Source organism: Streptomyces anandii JCM 4720 (assembly GCF_014650655.1).
GTDB lineage: Bacteria > Actinomycetota > Actinomycetes > Streptomycetales > Streptomycetaceae > Streptomyces > Streptomyces anandii.
The window spans coordinates 109,744-115,328 of sequence record NZ_BMVJ01000003.1; the positions used below are offsets into that span (position 1 = coordinate 109,744).

Annotated in this window: 5 protein-coding genes and 1 pseudogene; 1 reads left to right on the forward strand and 5 read right to left on the reverse strand. The window is 75.0% G+C overall.

The annotated features are described in order from the left end of the window. The 4 genes and pseudogenes from IE249_RS36460 to IE249_RS39820 form a co-directional block, all read right to left on the reverse strand. Positions 1-393, reverse strand: a pseudogene (locus tag IE249_RS36460) (cytochrome P450); the annotation flags it as partial. A gap of 210 nt (positions 394-603) precedes the next feature. Beyond that, positions 604-1,527: a Rieske (2Fe-2S) protein gene (locus IE249_RS06530; RefSeq protein WP_189703807.1), complete on the reverse strand. Its 924-nt coding sequence runs from the start codon at positions 1,525-1,527 to the stop codon at positions 604-606. Positions 1,528-1,611: 84 nt separating this feature from the next. Continuing rightward, positions 1,612-2,487 carry a GNAT family N-acetyltransferase gene (locus tag IE249_RS06535; protein WP_189703808.1) on the reverse strand — a complete coding sequence of 292 codons (876 nt, stop codon included), beginning with the start codon at positions 2,485-2,487 and terminating at the stop codon, positions 1,612-1,614. Positions 2,488-2,717: 230 nt separating this feature from the next. Next, complete coding sequence (locus IE249_RS39820; RefSeq protein WP_189703809.1) at positions 2,718-3,410, reverse strand: chaplin; 693 nt, start codon at positions 3,408-3,410, stop codon at positions 2,718-2,720. Between the two features lie 294 nt (positions 3,411-3,704). Here IE249_RS39820 and IE249_RS06545 point away from each other — a divergent pair, with 294 nt between their 5' ends. Continuing rightward, positions 3,705-5,321, forward strand: a complete 1,617-nt coding sequence (locus IE249_RS06545) for an alpha/beta hydrolase (protein ID WP_189703810.1) — start codon at positions 3,705-3,707, stop codon at positions 5,319-5,321. A gap of 88 nt (positions 5,322-5,409) precedes the next feature. On the opposite strand, the gene IE249_RS36465 is transcribed toward IE249_RS06545, so the two are convergent. Continuing rightward, a partial coding sequence (locus tag IE249_RS36465; RefSeq protein WP_229857839.1) for a hypothetical protein occupies positions 5,410-5,585 on the reverse strand: 176 nt, incomplete at its 5' end.

Sequence of the window (5,585 nt, forward strand, 5' to 3'; positions counted from 1 at the left end):
GCGGCCGTCGGGCGCGGTGAGCATCCGGTCCAGGAGCTCGTCGGTCGTCTTCTGCACCCAGGGCGCGAGTTCCTCGACGCGGCGCGGGGTGAACTGGCGGGCGACGAGTCTGCGCAGCCGGGTGTGGTCCGGCGGGTCCGCCCTGAGCATGTGGTAACCGGAGGAGACGGAACCCAGCGGCAGCGAGGGCGTCGCCCTGTCCCAGTCCTTCGACAGCCGGGGGTCGGCGAGCGCGGCACGGCCCGCCTCGTAGCCCACCACCAGCCAGGCCTCCGCGCCGCCCTCGGGCATGCGGATCCGGTGCACCGGGCCCTTGGCCCGTAAGCGGGCGTAGACGGAGTACGGGTCGCGGGTGAAGGAGTCGCCGAGCGCGGCGAGGTCGACGACGCTCACCGGGCCACCGCCGCGGCGGCGCGGGCGATCGTGCCGGCGTGGTCCGGGCCGGCCGGCCGGCTCGTGCGTGTGGTCATGGTCCGCCCCCTCGGATCAACGACGTGCGGCGACGTACCGCGATGTGCCGCCCGCCGACTGTAACCCGCGCCGTCACCGGCACGGACCCCTTTGCGCCAAGGGGTCCGCGGGGGGTGTTCGCGTGTTCGCGCGTCAGGAGGACCGCAGGCGCGCCTCGACGCGGCCGTCGATGATCCGGGTGTCGAAGGCGGGCTGGGGTGCGGTGGCCGGGCCCTTGACGTTCCAGCCGTCGGAGAGGCGGAAGACGCTGCCGTGCCAGGGACACCGCAGGCAGCCGTCCCGGACGGTGCCCTCGGAGAGCGGACCGGCCATGTGACTGCACCGCTCGGCCAGTACGTGCACGGTCTGCGGGCCCTGCCGGACCACGACGACCGCGATGCCCTCGATGTCGCGCCGTACCGGCTGCCCGTCGGGCAGCTCGGCGAGGCCGACCACCGGGTGCCAGCCGGGCGAGACCAGGTGGGGAATGGGCTCCGCGTGGTTGGCGCCGGAGGCCTGGCGGTAGGCGAGGTGTCCGCCCAGCGCGCCCCCGGCGGCCACCGCGGTGAGTCCGGCCATGCCGAGCGCCCTGCCGAGCGCCTCGCGGCCGCGCAGGCGTGCGGTGAGCGAGGCGGCGTACAGCGTGAGCGCGGTGACGTTGGCCGCGGCGTGCACCGCGCCGACGCGCATCTGCTCACGGTGCAGCTCCGCCCAGTCCACCCAGCCGGCCACCGCGGACGGTACGGCTCCGATCAGCCCGGTGGCGATCAGGGTGCGCGCCGCACGCCGCTGGGCGGGGAAGAGGTCGAGGACGGCCGCCGACAGCCAGCTGCCGACGGGCACCTGGACCATGAGCGGGTGCGCGGGGTGGCCCAGCCACCGCCCGTGCAGCGCGTCCCGGGCGCGGCCCAGCGGGGCGGCGCGTATGACGTCGCGGATGCGGTCGAGCGCCTGGTCGGCGCCGGAGAACTGTTCGATCCTGTCGACACCGCGCAGGACGCGACCGGGCCCAGCGGCGTCGGGCAACAGCCGCCCGGCCGCCTCGGCGGCCCGGCGGGCGAGGGTGTGATGTGTCATGCCACCCGAGTAGCCCAGCAGCACGAGGCCGAATCGCGTCGGACGCACCGGGCGGCTTGCCGCCACAGGCGGCTCTTGGGTGGGTCAGCCCAGTTCCAGGGTGGTGACTGCGAAGACTCGTTCGCGGGCGTAGGGACGTATCGGGCCCGTGTACATGCGGGCGGTTTCGAAGGACGGGGTGAGGCCGGCGTCCTCGGCCAGGGCGAGGGCCGGTTTGTTGGTCTCGGGCACGTCGATCGAGACCGGCCGGCCCTCGGCGCCGGCGGTGAGCGCGGTGAACAGGGCGCGCGCGTCCTCGGCTGTGTCGGCGAACAGCGGGCCGACACGCACGCCGTCGCGGGCGGGCCGCAGGACGCCGTACCCGGTGAGGCGGCCGCCGGAGCGGCGCAGGACCGCGCGGTGTCCGGGTGTGGCCAGCCAGGCGGCGACGAAGCGTGGGCGCGCCGCCGGGTGGCAGGCGGTGTCGTACGCCGTCACGTCGTCCACGTCCGCGGGCGTGACCGGCCGCACGTCCGCCGGCAGCCCGGCCGCCGTGGGCGCGGGCGCCGGGCCGGTGAAGCGGATGGTGCGGTGTGCGGCCTCGAAGCCCGACCGGCGGTAGTTGTCCTGCTGGGCCACCACTCCGTCGAGTCCGACCGTGCGGCTCCCGGCGTGGGCGAGGGCGGTGCGCCACGTGGCCAGTCCGTGGCCGCGGCCGCGCCGGTCGGGGCGGACCAGGTAGCAGCCCAGGAAGGCGTAGTCGGGGCCGTGGTTGACGACGGAGACCGCCGAGACCGGCTCGCCGTCGACGCGGCCCAGGAAGAAGCCCTCGGGGTCCTGGGCGAAGAAGGCCTGGCCGTCCGAGAGCCCGGGGTTCCAGCCCTCGTCCGCCGCCCATCCGCTGATGACCGGCCAGTCCTCGAGACCGGCCCGTGCGACGACGAGCCCTCCGGGGTGTTCCGCGGGCGCGGGGGTGGTCATCGTGCGTGCTCCCTTTCCGTGGCGGCCGGTGCACGCGGCATCCTTCCGGATCACGCGCGCGCACGCCACGTCGGGATCAAGCCGCCGGGCTCGCGAACCAGCCGATTGCCTACGGGACTTGAGGCGCGCCCGTGGCCGGCCGGCCCCCGGGACGGTGCCACGGCGGAGGCCCCACCGGGCGCGTTCCGCGGCTGCGGTGAGGCCTTCCGCGTGGGGTCAGGGGGTGTGCGTCAGCGCGATGCCCCGGGCCGGTGGCGTCGGTACAGCGCGGCTCCGCCGAGCACGAGCGCGGCACTGGCGGCGAGGGCGGGCATGGTCCCGTCGGCGCCGGTGTGGGCGAGCGAGGGAGCCTCGCTCCGCGGTGCGGGGGCGGTGTGCGACACCGGCTCGGGCCGGGAGCGCTCGGGCGGGGTGACCGGCTGGGGGGTGGGCACACCGGGGTGGTCGACGGAGGTGTTGGTCGAGGTGTTGCCGGTGGCCGGGTTGCCGATGCCCACCACGTTCACGCTGTTGCCGCTGACGTTCACCGGTAGGTGCACCGGCAACTGGACGTCGTTGCCGGAGAGCACGCCGGGCGAATCCTTTCCGCTCTCCCGGGCGGTCGCGCCCCCGGTCGGCCTCGCCCGATCCCTCCCGGCGGACGCGGACCCCGAGCCGGACGCGGACCCGGACACGTCGGCGCACTGGTTGCCCGCCGCGGGGTTGAGCAGCCCCACCGCGTTCACCGTGTTCCCGCACAGGTTCACCGGGAGGTGCACCGGGGGCTGAATGGTGTTGCCGGAGATCACCCCGGGTGAGCCGATCGCGGCGCCCTCCGCCGTGACGCCGCCGTCGGCCGCGAGCGCGGACACCGGTACGGCCATCGCCATCGCGCCCGAGGCGGCGGCCACGGCGATGACACCGTTTCGGGTAACCCGTTTCATAGGTCTCCCTGCCTTCCAGACATGGTCGCGGGCGCTCGCCCGCACCGGGTAAAACGCCGGCGAACGATCCGAGTTATGGCTTATCAGCCTTTCACCCCTTCGGGGGCCCGGTACTCGAACAGGCCGTGCAGGCCCGCGCGGGCGGAGGGCACGGCCCCCGCACGGCCTGCCCACCGGCCGGCGGAGGCCCCGCGCGGGGGACCCCGCCCACCGACAGGCGCCCCGCGCGGGGCCCGCTTATCGTGGGCGAGGGCGCTGCAGCCGGCCTGCGGTGGAGCGTTCCTGGAGGCATCGATGCTGGCCAAGCTGGAGACGCGGTTCGCGGCCCGGCGGTGTGCGTGCGCCGGGGCCGTCACCCTGGCCCTGCTCGGCGCGGGGCTGTCGGCGGCGGCGGGCGCGGACGGCGGACGGCAGGGCCTCGAGCGCTTCTACCAGCAGAAGGTGACCTGGGCGGCGTGCGACAAGGAGGCCCCCCAGGACCTGCAGTGCGGCAAGGTGACCGTCCCGCTGGACTACGCCCACCCGGGCGCCGGCACGCTCGACCTGGCGCTGGCCCGCTACCGCGCGACCGGGCACTCGCAGGGCTCGGTGGTGCTGAACTTCGGCGGCCCGGGCGGCGCCGGGGTCCCTGAACTCGCCGCCGACGGCAAGGAGTTCATGGACCTGACCAACGGCCTGGACGTGGTGACCTTCGACCCCCGGGGCGTCGGCAGGTCCTCCCCGGTCAGCTGCGGTCTGGGCGCGGGCGACCAGTCCTCGGCGGCGACGGACGGCAACGCGGACCTCAGCAGCGCGCAGGCCGCGCTGAAGGTGATCAATGCCTGGCAGCAGGTCGCGTCGGAGTGCATCAAGCACTCCGGGCCCGTCCTGCCCCACATAGGCACCGTCGACTCGGCCCGGGACCTGGACGTGATACGCCAGGCGCTCGGCGACGACAAGCTCAACTACCTGGGCTTCTCCTACGGCACCCGGCTCGGAGCGGTGTACGCGGCGCAGTTCCCGGACAAGGTGGGGCGGCTGGCGCTGGACGGGGTGGACACGCTGACCGAGCCGCTGACGGAGCAGGGGGTCGCCGGCGCCGAGGGGCAGCAGACGGCGCTGGAGGACTTCCTCGACTGGTGCGTGCAGGACATCGCCTGCCCGTTCGGGCAGGACCGGCGGTCGGCCGACGACCAGGTCCCGCGACTCGTCCGCTCGCTCGACGAGAACCCGGTGCCGACGGCATCCGGCGGCAAGCTGTCCGGGCAGGATCTGGTGGGCGCGATCGGCCAGGCGCTCTACAGCAGGTCGATGTGGCCCTCGCTCGAGCGGGCGATCGCCTCACTCGTCCAGGACGGCGACACGCGCGGCATCGAGGCGTTCTCCGGGGGCGGCGTGGCCCTGCCCGCGCGGCTGGGCCCGGCGGGGCGCAGCGGCAGCGGCGGGCTGGTGGACGCGGCGGACGTGCCGCTGGACAACCTGCCCGCCGCGATGATGGCGATCAACTGCGCGGACGACCCCGACCGGCCCGCCGCGGCGCAGATCACCAAGGACCTCGGCCGGCTGCGCGCCGAGTACGAGCAGGCCTCCCCGGTCTTCGGCCGCTACCGGCTCAACGAACTGCTGATGTGCTACGGCCGTCCCAAGGGCACCGACTTCATCCGCGAGAAGGTGAAGAACGTCGACACGGCCCGGATGCTGCTGATCGGCACGCGCGGCGACCCGGCGACGCCGTACCGCTGGACCGAGGAGACCGCCAAGCGGCTCGGCTCCTCGGCGGTGGTCCTGGACAACCGCGGTGACGGTCACACCGGGTACGGCTCCTCCACCTGCGTGCACCGCAAGGTGAACGACTTCCTCCTCTACGGCACCCTGCCGCCCACCGGCAGCTCCTGCCCGCCGGACCAGGAGTCGTCCGCCGGGACGGGCTGAAGCGGCGGGCGCGCGCGGCGACCGGCCGATGCGGGCGACCGGTCGGAGCGCGCGGCCGACCGGAGCGTGCGGCCGACCGGGGGGAGCGTCAGCCGAGCACGAGTTCGGGCCGGTACAGATCCAGCCACAGGGCCAGGTCGAGGGCCTTCTCCAGGCCACGCCGGGCCGCCTGGGTGCTGACCGGGCCGTCGTGGTGCGCGGCCCTGCTCAGGCGCTCGCGGTCGACGAGCTCGAAGACCGGGTGGCCGGGCCGGGCGAGGAGTT